Genomic DNA, 16,432 nt, shown 5'->3' with positions numbered 1-16,432 from the left:
ATGTTATTTAAAACAGGTTTGGGAGGGGATAAGGATGTCTAGAAGAAACAGGAAATATGCAGTGCCGGGAGCCAGCCGCGGAATGCAAATTTTTAAAGCGGAAGTGATGCGGCGCGAGGGGTATGATGTAGATCCGGAGCGGCCTGATGATGTGAAATACGAAGTCGCAAAAGAACTGGGTGTCCCTTTGGAGCACGGTCAAAATGGTCATTTGAGCACAGAATCGGTGGGCCAGATCGGCGGTAAAATTGGTGGATCGATGGTCCGCGAAATGATTCGTCTCGCACAGCAGCAATTGGTGGATCAGGAAAGGCAGTAGCATTTTTCTAATATATGTTGCAGAGATCGCGGGAGGCGGTTTTCGTCCTATATTGTACGGGACTGAGGCCGTCCTTTCGGTGTTTGCGTTATTTTATAATTGTATAGTAAAAAAATTCCTGAAATTCCCTAAAACAACCTGATTCATGGTAGAATTTTACCGATGTTCCACGGTATAGTGGAGAAGGATATATCATCATTCAAGTCTGTAGTGGGAGAGGAATTATCAGATGAATCAGAGATATCGCAAACGCAACACGGCTGCTTTTACGGGGGCATCGTATTTTGCATTGGGGGCAGGACTTTTTCTATTCTGTTTGGGAGTGTACAACGACACTTGGGAGCTAAACGTAAAAGGGTATTATTTGCTTTGTATGGTGTTAATTACGATTTCCTGTATCGTTGTGCAAAAGGTGGTCAGGGACAATACAGAGGATAAAGAATTTCGTTTGGATAACCCTAAACACAGGATGAGAAACACAGGGGCCTTCACAATTATGGCTTTTGTGGGTTTGATTATCGGGTATGCGATGTTTTTTATTGGTCTTTACAATGCTCCATTTGAATTAAATGTAAAGGGGTATTACATAGCTGTTATTCTCTTGATTTCTTATAGCGCTATTGGCGTTCAGAAAGTGACGCGGGATAACGCGGAAGATAACGAGATTCTTGCCGAGCAAGAGGCGAGACGGGACATCCAAGGATAAAGAGGGATATAGCCAGCTTTCTCGCTGCCAACAGCAAGCTGCTTCAACTTTACTTACCATCATAAATTGTAAACAGGAGCTTCGTGTATTAACGGAGCTTCTGTTTATTTTTTTGAAATAGCAGCAATAATCTTGCCGATCTAAATATTATGAGGACTATTTGTTAGAACAACATCCTTAGTTTGGATTGTTTTTTACTATACGGTTCTCTATACTCTTCATAATACTTGAAGTAGGAGTGGATAATGGATGATCCGTCTGAAGGATATAGGGAAGTTCCAGGAACTGCCGCAAATGGCCATGCATATTTACAATGGAAACATTCCGGAATTAGAGGCTGCCATTAGAGCAGGCTGGGATATTGAAGAGGGCATCGTCCTTAGCCAATATACTACGTTAACCCCGTTAGATTTGGCGCTTATATCAGAGAGAATGGATGTCATAAAGCTGCTGGTACAGCACAGTGTAAATCTGAATGTGAAGAATAATCCGGCTTTTTTGCTCGCGGTTCGCTATTGCAAAGAAGATATCGTCCGCTATATTGCAGCACAAGGGGCTAAACTGGACAAGCTTAATCAGGTCAAGTCAGGTGCATATTCGCAGGCCTACTATGGCAACAAAAACAATATCCCGCTCATACATGAGCTAGGATTAGATATTAAGCAGCATGGTGGGGGTGTATTACGCAAAGCGGTGTCAGATCATGACCTTAAGACCGTTACTTATTTACTGGATCATGGGGTGGACATTAATTACAACAAATCCGATATGGTCTATCCTTATCAAGCGACTCCGTTAACAGTTGCCACGAGAATTGGTAATCAAGCGATGGTACAATTTTTGATTGAACGTGGCGCAGACGTTACCTTGGCAGAAAAAGATGGCGATCGCCCGTACACCATTGCAGTGAGTAATAAGAATACAGCTTTGGCTGACTATTTGAAATCGTTAGAGCCGGCTGAATTTCATGATATCGAGAACAAGAAGTTTGAGCTGAGAAAATATAAATTGTCTGATGAATTGGTTAGCTTTCTTACTGGAAAAAATCTGCGTCTTGAGCTAACACAAAATGAATATGAAATTAGATATATCGACTTTTTCACATTAACTGATACCATTGAAATGAAAATCGGCCGGCAAAAGCTGCTCCGTCTGTCAGCCGATATAGATAATTACTCTGATCTGCTGCTTATGTGGAATCCGAAGAAAAAAGGCCTGATCGGCTGTTACGACGTGGAACATCAGACGTACGCGGATTTATGTAGTTTTGCAGAATTTCTCACGCAGCCGGAGATATACCTTATTAATTTTCTTGAAGGAACATAGTTGTTAATATCTCTTGATCTGCCTATTTCTTTTGCAGGAATCATTCTATTCGTCGTTGAATATATCCCGGTAACCGTATTACGTATTCAAAATACGTAGCCACAGGAGGAGAACAACATTGAAATCGATTACCGTTCAAAGCCTTACGGAAACGTTTAAGCTGGAAGTGCTTGCGGGTGCTAGCTGCATGGACCGTGAGATTACTCGCTCAAAGACACATAGACCTGGCCTGGAGTTCGTGGGTTACTTCGATTTTTTCCCCATGAAGCGAGTACAAGTATTGGGCCGCAAAGAAATCAATTATCTGCTAAAGCTAAGCGTTGAGCAACGCAAGTTACATATTGGCAATATTGTTAAGTATCATCCCCCATGCTTTATTGTGACGACGGGTCAGCAGGAGATTCCTTATTTGACTTTATTCTGCGACCAAGAAGGTATACCACTACTTCGAACGGAAGAGACGACGTCAGAGTTCATCGCAAAGATTGATACTTATCTGGTGAAGGCGCTGGCGCCTGAACTTTCAATTCATGGAGTGTGTGTGAACGTGTCCGGCATAGGGGTCCTATTGAGGGGCAAGTCCGGGATCGGAAAAAGCGAAACCGCTCACACGCTCATTAGAAGAGGTCATCGGTTTGTGGCCGATGATGTAGTTGTGCTTAAGAAGCTGGGACCGGCGACGCTTCTCGGCACGCATAATGAAACGACCCGTGAATTCCTAGCGCTGCGCAGTATTGGTCTGATCAACGTTGTACGGCAGTACGGGCGTAGAGCTTTTCAGGAAGAGACACGAATTGTACTCGACATCGAGTTGTCACCATGGCGGGAGAATTCCTTGAATAATGAGCTCGAAATCGAACCCCAGTTCACAGACTATCTTGGCGTGCAAATTCCGCATATTGAAATTCAGCTTCAGCCTGGCCGTGACGTGGCTGGCCTGATCGAGGCGGCTGCGAACAATTGGTACCTTAAGCAGCTTGGCTATAGTGCCGCTGAAGAGTTCCTGCAGAGGATCGAAAACGGGATGCAGTCGTAAAGGCAGGATAGAAGGCAGCAATTATAGTTACCCATAAATAAATGGTTTTCTGTATACTCAAAACAGACCGCAGATAAACGCTGCGGTCTGTTTTTCACAGCAAAAAGGGAAGTTGTCTTTTGATTGATATGGCTAGGACATGCGTTATTGGCTGGGCATAGGTTAGAAATGGTATAATTTCTAATAGGTATTTTGAGTGATCGTTAATAGGAGGTATTAATGATGAGTGATGAGTTATTGGCAAAATTGGATGAATGGCATGAGGAAGATGAATTTCAAGAAATCGTGGATGCAATCACGGAAATTCCTGAAGAGGAAAGAGATTATGTTCTGACTAGTCATTTGGGCAGGGCGCTTAATAATCTCGGGCAATATGAAGAGGCTTTAGAGCAGTATTTGAGCATTGAAGAAGAGGGTGAAGGTGACCCGCTCTGGCATTACCGTATCGGGGTTTCTTATTATTATCTGAAAAGATATGACGAAGCTTTAAAAGCGTTTACGATTGCCGATCAGCTGGAGCCTGATGATGAAGACACACTGGAGTTTCTGGGCTGGATCAAACGTAAATTGGCTAAAAAAGCTGCGAAAAAGCCTGTAAGCAAACCTGCAAAGAAGCCTGTAATAGCGTTGGATACCACTAATTTCTGGGATGACAGCGAGTATGCGTTCTCAGAATATATCTCTGATCCGCCTTCAGATGCGTTGATTACTTCAGTACAAGAAGAGCTGGTCTTCAAGCTGCCTGCTTCCTATGTGGATATGATGAAGTTACATAATGGGGGAATTCCTCATAACAATCGTTATCCGATTCCGGGAACAGGAGAATTTATTACGATTTCTGGTATCCTCGGAATTGGACGAGATAAGAATAAGTCGCTGTGTGGAGCTTCAGGCAGCCGGACTGTGATTGAAAATGGACGTTATCCTGAAGTTGGCGTGGTGATTTGTGATTGTCCTTCTGAGAATGAAGTGGTGATGCTGGATTACCGCGAATTCGGGAATGATGGCGAACCTGAGGTTATTCATGTAGATCGGGATAACAAATACAAAATCACGCGTTTGGCTGATAATTTTGAGACCTTTATCAGCGGACTGGTGAAATAGTCTATTTCGCTGGCTAAGAATACTTATAATCAAATCAAGGCATTCCTTAAGAGGAGTGCCTATTTCTATTAGGTGATTATAAGGGGAGCGTCTTTCGGACTCAGCTGACCTTAAATGCAGCTTTTTCGCATATTTGAAATGCCAACGGACCGCATAGCAGCTATTGGCATAAAAAACACCCAATATGAACCCGATTCATAGGAATAGCGTCGCTGGAGTCCGAAACTACGCACAAAAGGCTAAAAATATGCCAATAACGTCATCTGGGTCCGAAAGCCTCAGTGGACGAATACGATTCGGCGATTTAGCTGAAGGTGGGGCTGATTCGAAGTCGTTGGGTTTTACTAGCCAATAATCGGTCTTGAGTCAGCTAACCAACGACCCAAAACACAGAGCAGCGGTGCCCCCATTAATGGGGAACCGCTGCTCTGCTGTCTTTTTCTCGGATCATTGCTGGGTGCTAAACACCTTAGATTGCAGGATATCGAGGGCATGGTTAATCTCGGCTAATTCCTCTGGGGGAACCTCTTTAATCCGGTTCAGAAAACGTTCACCGATCCGTTCAAAAGCCTCGTTCATCATCGCTTGTCCAGCATCAGACAACCGAATCATTTGCTTACGCCGGTCCTCGGCGACATCAAGCTTCTCACACAGGTTTTTTTCTGTTAATTTCTTGAGCTCACGGCTGGTATTCGGCATAGAGATATTCTTACAATCGCTGATTTGGCTGAGGGTAACAGGCTGGCTAACCGCAATATATTCCAGAATACTATATTGAACGGGCGTAATGCCTTCCGGTCTAACATCTTTGGTAAAGTCAAATGTTACTTCATGGACTGCTGTCGTAAAGGTAACAATTTTCTGAAAAAACGCTTGTTTGTCCATAAGGATCACCTCTTATTGTAAACCTTAACAAAATAATTATCATAATACAATTATCATTTGACAACTAAATAACGGTTGTGATACCATTTTGTTATCAAATGATAATTAAAGAGGTGGAGCAATGAACGTTTTAGTCATCTATACACATCCGAATCATAAAAGTTTAAGTTATGCTTTTTTCAATAAAGTCATTCAGGGAAGTAATGAGAATCAAAAGATCACGAAGATAGAGGTCCTTGATCTTTACGAAGAGCAATTTGATCCTGTGCTGGTCTTTAATGAAAATAAACGTAGAAGAGACATGCATATTGATCCCAAGCTCGAGAAGTATCGGGAGCAGATTCGTCAGGCCGATAAAATTGTGTTTGTGTATCCAATCTGGTGGGGACGTCCTCCCGCGATGTTGCTCGGTTATATTGACCAAATGTTTGCTTCTAATTTCGCTTACAGAGAAAAGGGTGGCCTCATCCCCGAAGGGCTGCTGAAAGGAAAGTCAGTGGTTTGCATTTCCAGCATGAAGGGGCCGACCCTCTATCCTTTATATTGGTTGAATAATTCCCATAAAGTGCTGATGAGAAAAGCATTATTTCAATATTGTGGCATCAAGAAAGTGAAGTTTTTCGAATTTGGGAATATGGAGAGTCCGAAAGGGAAACATGATAAGAAGTTAAATCAGGTGTACCAATATTTTAAAGCTGTGGCTAATTAATACCTCGAAAATATCTGCTCTATGATTATTCGAGATAACACTGGAAGTGGATGTCTCAAGCGATCCCATAGTTGGATGGTTCAAAACAACGGTGGGATCAAACCAAATGTTCTCCACGATATAAATACGCGCATACATTGTAGTCATACATTTCTTCCACCGGCTGCTTTTTTTATTCAGCCTCCTTATTTACTATTAATTGTGAAAGCCTTAATTATATACAACTCGTATGTGATTAAATATAATTAATGTAAAAAAAGCCTATATTATTCTAAAGCAGCTTGTGGCTCAGATGAAGATGGAGAAATAGCTCTCACACCGGTGTAAGGTATGGTGTTGCTGGCTAATTTTTTTTGTTGGCTTTTGAAATAAGGGCTGTTATATTTGAAAATACTATGTAACTTAAGGTTCAGCAACTGGGTATCGACACAATGGAGAGGCGGATTCACATGCAACAAATGTTAGACAGTATGATTAGCGCAACAAATGACTTTCTTTGGTCGAAAATTTTGGTGGTTCTGCTTATTGTTTGTGGAATTTATTTCACCATTCGATCGAAGTTTGTTCAGTTTGGCATGTTTAAAGAAATGTTTAGGGTCCTTAAAGAGTCCAATGAAAGGTCAAAAGATTCCATTTCGTCGTTTCAGGCTTTCTGTATCAGTATGGCAGCAAGGGTTGGGACAGGGAATATTACAGGGATCGCAATTGCTATCGCAATAGGTGGACCAGGAGCTGTTTTTTGGATGTGGGTCATAGCTATTATTGGATCAGCGTCCGGATTTATTGAAAGTACTCTGGCACAGGTGTATAAAGTGAAGGACAAGACTGGATTTCGTGGTGGTCCCGCCTATTATATGGAGCAAGGCCTGAAAAAACGCTGGATGGGCGCGGTATTTGCGGTTTTGATCACGTTATCCTTTGGTCTTGTATTTAATGCAGTTCAATCCAATACGATTACAGTGGCCTTTGAGAATTCATTTGGCACTAATCGGGTGATTCTTGGACTTGTAGTCGCTGCTGCTTTTGCGGCTGTTATCTTTGGTGGGGTTAAACGTATTGCTAGAATGTCCGAATATATTGTAGTGGTAATGGCAGGGATCTATATTGGGGCCGCTGTTATTATTATGTTAATTAATATTACGGAAATACCGGCGATTCTGGCGCTTATTGTGAAAAGTGCTTTTGGATTTGAACAAATCGCGGGGGGATCTTTTGGGGCAGTCATTCTGCAAGGGGTGAAAAGAGGACTATTCTCCAACGAAGCGGGGATGGGTAGTGCTCCAAATGCTGCGGCAACTGCAACAACTAGTCATCCGGTGAAACAAGGGCTGATGCAAGCGCTGGGTGTACTTACAGACACGTTACTTATTTGTTCGAGTACTGCTTTTATTATCTTGTTATCTGATGCGTATAAACAGCCAGGGCTGGATGGAATTAAGCTGACACAAGCGGCATTAAGCGAACATATTGGTTCGTGGGCCTCTGGATCCCTAGCGATCATGATTTTGTTGTTTGCTTTCAGTACGTTAATCGGAAATTATTATTATGGTGAGACCAATATAGAATTCTTGAACTCCAATAAAAAAGTATTACTATTCTATAGATACAGCGTCTTGGCGATGATTATTTTTGGCTCCGTAGCTAAGGTTCAATTGGTATGGGATTTGGCTGATTTATTTATGGGCTTCATGGTCATCGTGAATTTGATCGCTATTCTTCTATTATCTAAGGTGGCCTTTGCCGCCCTGCAGGATTATAAGCGCCAGAAGCGTGCAGGCAAGGACCCTGTCTTTTATAAAGATAGCATAGAGGGTTTGGAGAACGTGGAATGTTGGGACAATTCTTCAGATATAAAAACATAGTAGGGTAAGTATTTGAGGGCTCAGGAAACTGAGCCCTTTTTGGTATAAAGGGGTAGTTAGAAAAACGAGCCTTTAGAATCGCTTCTAAGGCTCGTTTGGTGTACAGAAAATTAAATTACTCCCTCTTGATTTAGGGTTTAACCAGCAGCCCATACATCTAACTCAATTTTTAATTCAGGTAACCCTAATCCTTTAATATAAGCAATTGTCATTGAAGGAGGTGTCATGCCGAATACTTTATTCCAAATTTCATAGAAATGGTTCCAATCGATTTCTTCCGTAGCCCAAATGTTGATTTTGATTACATTATCAGGTGTTAGCCTTTGAGAAGAAAGGACTTCAACAATATTACTCATCGTATTTGTTACCTGTTGGTTAAAATCTGTAGGGATATGATTGTTTTGATCGATTCCAATTTGGCCAGAAAATACATACATTTCAGCATTTCTACTTATTTTTGTTACATGACTATAGTTACCAACCGGTTTAGCAATATTCTCTGGATTATATCTTGTAATAACATTATTATTTAAGTTCATTTTGTGAATTCTCCTTTAAATAGAAGATACATACCGATATCTAAGTTATATATCTCCGCTGTTTTTTAGTTTCTTTTAATTTTTGACAGACCTATCCTATCAATAATTAATTCTAGAAAAAAACAGCAGTAGAATACCCAATACCAAAAGATAGATATTTTAGCGATCTCTTTTTCACCGGGTATTCCTCCTTCATATTTAAAGTAAGATAAGTTTCCTCAGAATGATATCATTAATCCAAGTGATACTGCAACAATTCCACTTTCGACACAATTTTCTAAGCTTTTTTTGCTGTTATAAATGAAAATAATGAAATATTTTTTGAAAAAAAAGCAAAAAAGACTTACATTATTCTTTTTTATATTGTTATAATAACAAACAGACCGGTTGGTATGTTAGGGGGAGTACGTTATTGTGGATACAAAATCGCTAATGATTGAGACGGCGACACTTCTTTTTCAGCAAAAAGGATATAAAAATGTAGGCGTGAGTGAAATTTTAAAAGCCTGTAATGTGACCAAAGGAGCGCTTTATCATCATTTTCCAAATGGAAAAGAAGAACTATTAATTGCTTGTTTAAAGGGCTTAAATGAAGCAATTACGATAGATATTGAGGATATTTTTAAAAAGCATCCATCGACGTTAGAAGCTACACAATCCATGATTGACAAGTTAGTTCACAACTTAGAAACTGAGGGCACGATTACCGGATATACCTTTAGCAGTATTGTCAGTGAAATGGCTACGGTGAGTGAACCTGTTCGCCAGGCATGTAGCTTGCTCTATGAGAACATGGAACGAATTTACTGCGATAAGCTTGTAACTGAAGGTTATTCGCAGGAATCAGCCTCCGATATGGCTTTGTGGATGACGGCTTCGATTGAAGGGGCGATGATGTTGTGCCTAACGCAAAAATCTACAACTCCCTTAAAAACTATCGCCAAACTATTACCGACAATATTGAAAGGAAGAACATCATGAATCAAGAAGCAAGATTACCAAGAAACGGTAAGGAGGGGGCATTATATGGTGCAATCATTTGTACACTGACGGTACTGTTTATGTCTTCAATAAATATCATTTTAGGGGTTGGAGAATTTAATGGTGAGGTTGCCTTAACGATTCTTAAGGTGTTTCCGATCATTTGGGTAATTGTCATGATTATTGAGCCTGTTGTTATTGGCCGTATTGCCGAAAAGCTGACAGCTACATTCACACAACCCACAGATAGCTTCAACGCCAAAATCCTATTCCTTATCTTGTTCACCGTACTAGGGATGTCATTTTGTATGACGTTTATTGGAGACATTATCGGAAACGGGTTGAGTTCTCAAACGTTTAATCACTTCTTAGCCAATTGGCCAAGAAATTTCCTGATTGCACTGTTCGCTGAAAGTATATTAATACAGCCGTTTGCAAGATTTGTGATGGTAAAGCTACATGCTTCTCAGGACAAAAAGAAATCCAGCGCTGTTGGCGTAACTATACATGGATTATCAGAACAAAATTCCTAACATAAATAAGCTCTCAGGCGAAGCGATTCGTTTGAGAGCTTTTCTATTACCGTGTATAATGATGTTTTGGTTGAATAATTGAAACTCAAATCTTTGCCCGATATCTTTCGGGTAAGCCCTCCTATATAACAATGAAAGCATAACAATGAAAGGTGATTTTCTGACATGATGATCTATAGTCGTCTTGCCATAATGATGCCCCCATTTCCCTAGCTAGGCTCATATTCTTGTAGTTGTTCGAGGATATAAGCTTGTAGGAGGGCGAAAATAAGATGAAAAAATATGCAGCACCATCGTTACTTTTAATGATTGTTCTTGTGGCTTTTCCGCAAATTAGTGAGACGATTTACACCCCATCGTTACCGGATATCGCAGTAGCACTTGGGGCCACCAATAGTTCTGTACAGTTAACGTTAAGTATATATTTTATTGGATTTGCTTTAGGTGTTTTTAGCTGGGGTTGGTTGTCTGACTTCATCGGGCGGAGATCTTCCATGCTGGCTGGACTTCTTGTATACGGTATGGGAAGCCTGATGTGTTTTTACTCAGAATCCATTCATCTGCTGTTAGTCAGCCGGTTTATACAAGCGTTTGGAGCAGCAACAGGTTCGATTATTACCCAAACCATTCTTCGTGAGAGTGTCTCCGGGAATAAACGGCATGTTATGTTTGCCCAAATCTCGGCGGTCATTGCTTTTACTCCCGCAGTAGGTCCGTTAATTGGCGGATGGGTGGATCAAGCTTTTGGTTTTCGAGCGGTTTTCTTTACATTAGTGATGATGAGTGTGTTGTTATTTATGTATGCTTTTTGGAAGCTGCCAGAAACCACTGATGTTTCCATGAGAAAAAAGGTGGCTATTCTGCCTATAGTCAAAAAAATGCTCGCATTGCCACGTGTATTGGTGTTTGGATTACTAATTGGAGGCATTAACGGAATCTTATTCAGCTATTATGCTGAAGCTCCTTTTATATTTATTGAACACTTTCAGATTTCGCCAGGAGTCTATGGTTTTCTCGGCATTATTGTGGCTTTGGCGTCGATTGTAGGAGCAATGATCTCCAAAAGGTTATTAACCCTCTATGCCCCAGAAAAAATAATCCATATCGGCTGTCTAGTAATGGCGGGCGGAGCCTTGCTATTAACAATCGCAAGCAGTCTTGACTCGCTGCCGGACATGATAGTGATCGTATGTATTCTAATAGCGCTGTTTGTCCTATTAATGGGTGCAGGGATTGCTTTACCTAATTGTCTAAGTCTTGCTCTTGTTCAATTTCAGGATGTTGTAGGAACAGCAGGCGCAATATTTAGCTTGGGCTATTATTTGCTTGTTAGCTTGGCGACGTGGGGAATGAGCGCTCTTCATAATGGTTCATTACTGACGATGCCTATTTATTTCTTAGGGATTAGCGGCGGAATGTGGTTATTAGGCAAAAAATTTATTGTAGTGGAATAGAAATAACTTCTTAGTCATTTGATTAGTAGGAAGATATGGATCGGGGCGTCCATAAATTAAGGGCAGCAGTCTGGAACTTTTTGAGTTCCGGACTGCTTTTTGTTTGTTAGTCCACTTCTGGCACAATGACTTGGATATGACGAGGGAGAACACTTAGTGTAATAGGCAAAGTTGGACCTTCTTCGCCATCTACATTGGTTCTTACGGTTTCTAGAGAGCTTACACTTACATTGTGGGCTGTGAAATAGACAACGTCTTTATGATCTTTGAGGGTACCCAGCAGTAAAGATATACTGGCTGTAATGGTATTGAATATACTGAGGTCCAAAATAATAAAACAATGAAGCAGACCGTCGTCAACCGCAGCATCCGGTATTAGATTCTCGAACCCGCCGACTGAGTTGGTTAATACGGCGAGAAAGAGTAAGGAGTCTCCTTGCCATATTTGTTCATCATGGTGAATGACAAGGGGGTGGGCTGTAGGGCTTGTAAGTTGTTTAAGACCTTCTTTCAAGTATGCCAATGAGCCGAGTTTGGTTTTATCTTCGGAGGATACAGAGGATAATGATCCGGCAATTGAACCTACAGCAACAACGTTGCCGAATAGGCGGTCATTTAAGCGACCGATATCTACGTTTTTTAGGTTAGAGGAGGCAAGGGTTTGAATGGCTATTTCGGGATTCAGTGGAATTTGTAATGCACGGGCGAAATCATTAGCCGTTCCTAAAGGAACCACACCTAATATTGGGTGGTGTTCCTGATCGATAAGACCATTAATGGTCTCGTGAAGCGTGCCATCCCCGCCGATAGAGACAACCAGGTCATAACCTTCCTCACAAGCAGTGATGGAATAACGAGTGGCGTCTAGTTCTTTTGCCGTCTCGTTGATCGTAACGGAGTAGTCTTTGTCACTTAGGACTCTTGTTGCGTATCTGACATATTGGCTGGCTTCCTCTTTACCGGATGAGGGGTTAATAATAATCATAGCTTGCCGCATAAGGATAATCCTCTCTATTGTGATCTAATAGAAGTTTATTCTTACCATTACCCCAAAGTAGGCCAGCGGAACTCGTTCTCATAAAAAAAGGTGAGCAAGATTGACCTAAGTCATCCTGCCCACCTGTGTATTCAATTAATAGACTTTATCTCCATTAAAAATGGAGTTCTTAACGATAACGTAATCCACATTACGGATAGCCTCTAATTTATTGCCACCTGCATAAGAGATGGAGGATTGAAGATCCTGCTCCATTTCTCTTAGGGTTTCTGCTAAAGCCCCCTTATGCTCAACCGCAATTTTCTTACCTTCGACGTTCTTCTTTTCACCTTTTTGGTATTCTGAAGCGGAGCCAAAGTATTCTTTATAGAGCTTCCCAGCGATTTCGATGGTTTCACCCGGAGATTCTTCATGACCAGCAAATAGTGAACCAATCATGACCATAGAAGCGCCAAATCGTACGGATTTAGCAATATCACCGTGTGTGCGAATGCCTCCATCGGCAATAATAGGCTTGCTTGCAGCCTTGGCACACAAGCGTAGCGCAGCTAACTGCCAGCCGCCTGTACCGAATCCAGTTTTGATCTTAGTGATACATACCTTCCCTGGTCCAATCCCAACTTTAGTAGCATCAGCCCCAGCGTTTTCTAATTCTCTAACGCCTTCAGGTGTTCCTACATTTCCTGCAATAACAAAACTAGCAGGCAGGTATTGTTTAATATGTTTGATCATCCGAATGACTGCTTCGGAATGGCCATGTGCAATGTCAATTGTAATGAATTCCGGAACCAGCTGTTCTTTGGATAATTGTTCGACGAAATCATACTCTTCTTCTTTAACTCCGACGCTGATGGATGCGATTAATTCACGGGAGTGCATGTCTTTGATGAAAGACGTACGTTTCTCCGGTTCAAAACGATGCATAATGTAGAAATAGCCATTTTGCGCCAAGGAGATAGCGATCTTCTCATCAATGATGGTTTGCATGTTGGCAGGTACCACCGGCAATCTAAATTTATGCCCACCGAGGGTGACTGATGTATCACACTCCGAACGGCTGTTTACGATACATTTTGCAGGAATTAATTGAATATCTTCATAATCGAATACTTCTTTCATAATTTACACCTCTAAATGCGAACATTATAGTATTTTGGTTTGTTAATTGTTCGTCCAAATTGTAATGTACCTCATTCTGCGCCGTAAGTCAAAATTCTAGTACATTATGGTGTAAATTGGACATAATTATACGGCAAATTCGTGTACGGCATTCTTTTTCCTCCATTTAAAAAAGCTTGAAGGCAATATAAGCAGCAACGGTCCAGATAATGATCGCGGAGATCTTATTAATGATCCGCATGATTTTGCCACTTGAGTCGATTTGTCCTACGGTTTTTCCGGCTACAGCCAGCCCAAAGAACCAAATCCATGACACTAGGATAGTCGCGCCAGCAAATACAACTTTGTCTACACCTGTGTAACTAAGCGAGCTAGTGCCGATAACGCCAATAGTATCCAAAATCGCATGTGGATTTAATAAAGAAACGGACAGCGCGAACAGGATTTGTTTTTTGGAGGATAAAGGGGTTGCGTCTTGCGCTGACGATGCCGGTGTACTTTTCCAGATAGACCATCCCATATACAAAAGAAATAAAAGTCCTACAGCAAATAAAGCGGTCTGCAGAACGGGGATGGCAAACACAAGGACTGAAACACCTAATACGGCTAATAAAATAAGCAGGGTATCGCATAAAGCGGCTGTAACAATAACGGGAATGGCTTTTTTAAAATGTGGCTGCGAGGCCCCTTGGTTAAATACAAAGACATTTTGTGCGCCAAGTGAAAGAATTAATCCAAAGGCTAGTGCAATGCCATGAAGTAGTGCGGCTAACATAGTTATTATTCCCCCGATACTGGTCATACGTTATAAAATTTACGGACCTATTGGTTTGATTGGTCTACTACAATTTTATGGACAAATAATATGTACTATCATACAGTCTGGGCTTTGCTTTAAAAAGCTGCTTATTCAGAGGGACATTGAATGATCAATTACACTAATTACACCATTAGTAAAAATGTCATCTCAACTCATGACTTTTTGTAACTAGTGAGTCCTTAAGGGGTTACACTATAATAAAGATTAAGTCAGCAGAGTATATAGGGGGAAATGTCTTGTTTAATCTGGTCAAACAGTGGTTCTGGTACGATTGGCTCGTCCTCCTGTTTCGGATTTGTTTTTCTACTTCTTTTTTGGTCACCATGTGTTATCTTTCGGAGGATTTTACGATTCCGTTCTGGATCGCGTTTGTTTGGGGCGTGGTCTCTTTTTCTGTGCCTTGGTTTTGTTTGCAGCTGCACTACAAGTATTATCTGATGGCGGAGATCCTCTTTTCGGGTGGACTTTGCTTATATTTGGCTGCTTTGTTTCCTGAATCGTACGTAACTTTTCTGCCTATCGCTTTTATGATTGCCAGCAATAGTGCAGAGAAGTCCTATCGTTGGACAGCTCCGATCACGGTCATTTTGATTCCAATTATGTTATCTAGATTGTCACAACAAATGGATGCTGTATCAATGATTTTTAACATGGGTTTAGTGTATACGCTTGGGTTCGCTTTTCATTTACTAGTGGTGAATCACAAGCAGGGTAGAATTATTAAGGAGCAAAATGCTGTTTTAGAGCAGTATATCTCGCAAGTTGAACGTATGACACTTCTGGAAGAACGAGATCGTTTATCCAAAGATCTGCATGATACGGTGGGGCATTCTTATACTTCAATTATTATGGGGCTAGAGACTTTACGTTCGGAGGTGAACACCTCTGAAGGAGAGCACAAAATAGATGCCTTGTTAAAGCTAACCCGCAATGGCTTGGATGATGTTCGGCGATATTTGCACCATGTGGGCGCTTCGGAGGATGCATTGACGCTTATGCAGTCCCTACAGAAATTAGTGGATGACTTCCAGACCTTCTCCAAGGTTAAGATTCGCTTAAGAACATTCGGAGAGCCGTATACAGTATCTAAGCAGGCCCAAATGGCACTATACAGATGTTTGCAGGAGTCGATAACCAACGCTGCACGTCATGGTCACGCCACTGAAATTGTTATCAGCTTACATTATGAAGAGAAGTTGATTCGGCTGGATGTGCAGGATAATGGATTAGGCACTGAAGATTTAAAAGCAGGATTTGGTGTCAATGCGATGAAGGAGCGTGCCTCCAACTTGCAAGGACAGGTGTATTTCTACTCTAAGCCAGGGGAAGGAACCTTAGTGACCTGCAGTTTACCAAGGCTTGAAGAGATACAGGAGGAAACGGTTCGTTTATTGCTGGTGGATGATCAACCCTATATCCGCGATAGTCTGCGAATTATTCTAGAGCAGGAGCCGGATTTTGCGATTATTGGGTTAGCTGAGAATGGTGAACAAGCAATAAGCCTCTGCGAGCAGGAACAACCTCACGTGGTGCTGATGGACTTAAATATGCCAGGCATGGACGGTGCAGAAGCGACTAAGCTTATTAAGCAAAAGTGGCCAGGGGTACGAGTGTTGATCCTGACTACTTTTCAAGAAGCAGATATGGCAGTCGAGGCACTGCAAAATGGGGCAGATGGTTACTTGTTAAAGTCTACCGAGCCGCAGGAGCTGTTCGAAGGAATACGTCTCGTACATCGGGGCGTAAAGATGATTACACCCGATATTACGAATGTATTAATTGATCACTATGAGATGCATCCAGCTTCAGAGGCGCCGCCGACGGAGAAGAATAATGAATATGGGCTGACCTCGCGTGAGCTGGAGATTCTAGAATGCCTCTCGAAGGGAATGCGTTATAAATCTATTGCCGCTAAACTATATCTGTCCGATGGAACGGTGAGAAATTACGCGTCCACCATCTATGCTAAGCTCGGGGTACGAAACCGTGAGGAGGCAGTCGAGAAGGCTTTTGGCATTTCGGATTAATGCTAACTAAATCTA

16 protein-coding genes and 1 pseudogene are annotated in these 16,432 nt (G+C 41.6%); 12 read left to right on the top strand and 5 right to left on the bottom strand.

Translation table 11 applies throughout. The features are described 5' to 3' along the window. Nucleotides 1-34: 34 nt before the first annotated feature. The 6 genes and pseudogenes from NSQ66_RS29750 to NSQ66_RS29725 all read left to right on the top strand — a co-directional run bounded on the left by NSQ66_RS29750 (nucleotide 35) and on the right by NSQ66_RS29725 (nucleotide 4,491). Nucleotides 35-319 carry an alpha/beta-type small acid-soluble spore protein gene (locus NSQ66_RS29750; RefSeq protein WP_036682328.1) on the top strand — a complete coding sequence of 95 codons (285 nt, stop codon included), beginning with the start codon at nucleotides 35-37 and terminating at the stop codon, nucleotides 317-319. A gap of 229 nt (nucleotides 320-548) precedes the next feature. Continuing rightward, nucleotides 549-761, top strand: a pseudogene (locus NSQ66_RS29745) (YiaA/YiaB family inner membrane protein); the annotation flags it as partial. 27 nt (nucleotides 762-788) lie between these two features. Beyond that, nucleotides 789-1,025, top strand: a complete 237-nt coding sequence (locus NSQ66_RS29740; protein ID WP_305953524.1) for a YiaA/YiaB family inner membrane protein — start codon at nucleotides 789-791, stop codon at nucleotides 1,023-1,025. A 249-nt stretch (nucleotides 1,026-1,274) separates the two neighbouring features. Next, nucleotides 1,275-2,351: an ankyrin repeat domain-containing protein gene (locus NSQ66_RS29735; protein WP_076140597.1), complete on the top strand. Its 1,077-nt coding sequence runs from the start codon at nucleotides 1,275-1,277 to the stop codon at nucleotides 2,349-2,351. 118 nt (nucleotides 2,352-2,469) lie between these two features. Continuing rightward, complete coding sequence (hprK, locus tag NSQ66_RS29730; RefSeq protein ID WP_076140599.1) at nucleotides 2,470-3,387, top strand: HPr(Ser) kinase/phosphatase; 918 nt, start codon at nucleotides 2,470-2,472, stop codon at nucleotides 3,385-3,387. Nucleotides 3,388-3,609: 222 nt separating this feature from the next. After that, a complete protein-coding gene (locus tag NSQ66_RS29725; protein ID WP_076105116.1) occupies nucleotides 3,610-4,491 on the top strand; it encodes an SMI1/KNR4 family protein in 882 nt (293 codons plus the stop codon). Nucleotides 4,492-4,938: 447 nt separating this feature from the next. On the opposite strand, the gene NSQ66_RS29720 is transcribed toward NSQ66_RS29725, so the two are convergent. Then, nucleotides 4,939-5,376: a MarR family transcriptional regulator gene (locus NSQ66_RS29720; protein ID WP_076105115.1), complete on the bottom strand. Its 438-nt coding sequence runs from the start codon at nucleotides 5,374-5,376 to the stop codon at nucleotides 4,939-4,941. A 121-nt stretch (nucleotides 5,377-5,497) separates the two neighbouring features. Between NSQ66_RS29720 and NSQ66_RS29715 the strand changes: the two genes are divergently transcribed. Together NSQ66_RS29715 and NSQ66_RS29710 are read left to right on the top strand one after the other, a co-directional pair. Next, nucleotides 5,498-6,085: an NAD(P)H-dependent oxidoreductase gene (locus NSQ66_RS29715; protein WP_036682318.1), complete on the top strand. Its 588-nt coding sequence runs from the start codon at nucleotides 5,498-5,500 to the stop codon at nucleotides 6,083-6,085. Between the two features lie 449 nt (nucleotides 6,086-6,534). Continuing rightward, a complete protein-coding gene (locus NSQ66_RS29710; RefSeq protein WP_036682317.1) occupies nucleotides 6,535-7,947 on the top strand; it encodes an alanine/glycine:cation symporter family protein in 1,413 nt (470 codons plus the stop codon). A gap of 137 nt (nucleotides 7,948-8,084) precedes the next feature. On the opposite strand, the gene NSQ66_RS29705 is transcribed toward NSQ66_RS29710, so the two are convergent. Beyond that, nucleotides 8,085-8,486 carry a RidA family protein gene (locus NSQ66_RS29705; RefSeq protein WP_036682315.1) on the bottom strand — a complete coding sequence of 134 codons (402 nt, stop codon included), beginning with the start codon at nucleotides 8,484-8,486 and terminating at the stop codon, nucleotides 8,085-8,087. A 414-nt stretch (nucleotides 8,487-8,900) separates the two neighbouring features. Between NSQ66_RS29705 and NSQ66_RS29700 the strand changes: the two genes are divergently transcribed. The 3 genes from NSQ66_RS29700 (at nucleotide 8,901) to NSQ66_RS29690 (ending at nucleotide 11,454) form a co-directional block, all read left to right on the top strand. Further along, nucleotides 8,901-9,467 carry a TetR/AcrR family transcriptional regulator gene (locus NSQ66_RS29700; protein ID WP_036682313.1) on the top strand — a complete coding sequence of 189 codons (567 nt, stop codon included), beginning with the start codon at nucleotides 8,901-8,903 and terminating at the stop codon, nucleotides 9,465-9,467. Then, nucleotides 9,464-10,000, top strand: coding sequence for a DUF2798 domain-containing protein (locus tag NSQ66_RS29695; protein WP_076140601.1), 537 nt, complete (start codon nucleotides 9,464-9,466; stop codon nucleotides 9,998-10,000). The genes NSQ66_RS29700 and NSQ66_RS29695 overlap by 4 nt, the downstream gene beginning before the upstream one ends. Before the next feature lie 272 nt (nucleotides 10,001-10,272). Continuing rightward, nucleotides 10,273-11,454: a multidrug effflux MFS transporter gene (locus tag NSQ66_RS29690; RefSeq protein WP_036682310.1), complete on the top strand. Its 1,182-nt coding sequence runs from the start codon at nucleotides 10,273-10,275 to the stop codon at nucleotides 11,452-11,454. Between the two features lie 106 nt (nucleotides 11,455-11,560). Here the strand turns inward: NSQ66_RS29690 and NSQ66_RS29685 are convergent, their stop codons facing one another. The 3 genes from NSQ66_RS29685 to NSQ66_RS29675 form a co-directional block, all read right to left on the bottom strand. Then, nucleotides 11,561-12,451 carry a diacylglycerol kinase family protein gene (locus NSQ66_RS29685; protein WP_076140603.1) on the bottom strand — a complete coding sequence of 297 codons (891 nt, stop codon included), beginning with the start codon at nucleotides 12,449-12,451 and terminating at the stop codon, nucleotides 11,561-11,563. A 135-nt stretch (nucleotides 12,452-12,586) separates the two neighbouring features. After that, a complete protein-coding gene (gene guaC / locus NSQ66_RS29680) occupies nucleotides 12,587-13,570 on the bottom strand; it encodes a GMP reductase (protein ID WP_036682307.1) in 984 nt (327 codons plus the stop codon). 166 nt (nucleotides 13,571-13,736) lie between these two features. Then, complete coding sequence (locus NSQ66_RS29675; protein ID WP_076140605.1) at nucleotides 13,737-14,345, bottom strand: LysE/ArgO family amino acid transporter; 609 nt, start codon at nucleotides 14,343-14,345, stop codon at nucleotides 13,737-13,739. A 281-nt stretch (nucleotides 14,346-14,626) separates the two neighbouring features. On the opposite strand from NSQ66_RS29675, the gene NSQ66_RS29670 reads away from it, so the two are divergent. Beyond that, nucleotides 14,627-16,417, top strand: a complete 1,791-nt coding sequence (locus tag NSQ66_RS29670) for a hybrid sensor histidine kinase/response regulator transcription factor (protein ID WP_076140606.1) — start codon at nucleotides 14,627-14,629, stop codon at nucleotides 16,415-16,417. Nucleotides 16,418-16,432 lie beyond the last annotated feature (15 nt).

Origin of the sequence: Paenibacillus sp. FSL H3-0329 (assembly GCF_037963285.1) — a bacterium.
In the GTDB taxonomy this organism is placed as follows: domain Bacteria; phylum Bacillota; class Bacilli; order Paenibacillales; family Paenibacillaceae; genus Paenibacillus_AQ; species Paenibacillus_AQ odorifer.
The sequence above is the reverse complement of the archived record's forward strand: the minus strand, read 5'-3'. Positions and strand labels throughout refer to the sequence as shown.